Annotated in this window: 1 protein-coding gene; it reads right to left on the reverse strand. The window is 51.7% G+C overall.

Annotated features, from left to right (window positions below):
• Positions 1–9: 9 nt before the first annotated feature.
• On the reverse strand, positions 10–1,332 hold the full coding sequence (locus H5P17_RS26420) for an IS4 family transposase (RefSeq protein ID WP_182825915.1): 1,323 nt from the start codon (positions 1,330–1,332) through the stop codon (positions 10–12).
• Positions 1,333–1,415 lie beyond the last annotated feature (83 nt).

Raw genomic sequence — 1,415 nt, forward strand, 5'->3', positions numbered from 1 at the left:
TAATGCCGGTCACTTAAGGTGACCGGCATTGTTTTTTATAGGATATTTTCGTTTCAATGATTTCAGTTCCCGGGGATACCTGCGCTCCCTTCGACCTGGTAGCACCAAACTCCCTGCAACCTCATAAAAATACTTCAGATGCCCAGGTACCGCGCCCGGTGAACATAACGGTAACCCTATCAGTAACCTCAAGATTTCACTTATTGTTCCGCTGAAGCTTAATTGGTAGGGCAGATAATCCCCCTTCAGATGGAACGCCATTTTTACCATTTGATATCGCACCAGATTATAGGTCAGCAGCACTCCCCATAGCTCCTGCCTGACCATCTCTGGCAGTTTGCTTCTCAACGTCCACCGGTTGCCCAGCAGCTCCTGTTTCACTTCCCGGTAACCCAGCTCTATTTCCCAACGATGCTGATAAAGCTCGCTCACATCTGCCGCCGGATAACGCATCGTGTCTGTCAGCGATGTCAGCACCTCCCGCTCCTTGCCCTTTATCGTTCGCACGATTAGCCGTGCTATCACCTCTTCGGGTAATCCATCCCATTGTTTACGCGACTGTGGGCTTGTTTTCAGCTTCACCAGCCTGTCCTGACGACCCAGCTTTCGTATCTCCTCATATTGCGTGTTTTTCTTCAGTGGTAGCAGCCAGTGACGATTTTCCCCGCTGTTCTGCCAGTGGTGAAGCAGGCCCAGTGAGTAAAATCCCTTATCGAACAAGGTAATACTGTTGTCCGGTGTGCCCTTTGTCAGCCGGGCGGCCAGGTGCATCTCATTCGTTTCGTAGCGGTCGAACTCACTGGCAACCAGCAGATGACTGCTGAGCTCCATCTGGCACACCATCTGCACCTGAGGGTAGGTTGCATCACCGTGTTGAGTCCGGCTTTTACCGAAGGCGGCTTCATTTTCTGGCGTGTCCGGTGTTCGCCAGACTACGCCGTCGACGCCCAGCAACTTCAAGCCGTGCCACAAGGGATGACGTGCCTCCTGATGCCAGTAGTCTGCGGTCAGTTTAAACAAGACCTTAATGGGGTCTTCACCGAGTGTTTTACGCCGCTGGATTACGGAGCTGGGAGCGGTAAACGGGCGACCTGTTCGGTCAACAATGTCCATCAGATTCACGATTTGCGACAGGGGACGGTTGTTATAGATCGCCATGCCAATGACCAGCCAAACCATGGATTCAAGGGGGAGTTTACGTTTTCTGAGTGTGACGGTATCAGTCAGAGAGAAAGCGTGTTGAATGAGGTCAGGAGGCAACAGATCCGCCAGCGTCTGAACCTGTTCAGGGGCGGTAATGTTGATAATGCCAAGAGCCTGAGAAAGGTGCATAAAAAAGGGTTCCAGTCATGTCCTGGAACCCTTTTTACAGCAACCACCGGATCGTTCAACCGATCCTTAAACGATCGGCATTA

It is taken from the genome of Serratia sp. OS31, assembly GCF_014164835.1.
GTDB lineage: Bacteria > Pseudomonadota > Gammaproteobacteria > Enterobacterales > Enterobacteriaceae > Serratia > Serratia liquefaciens_A.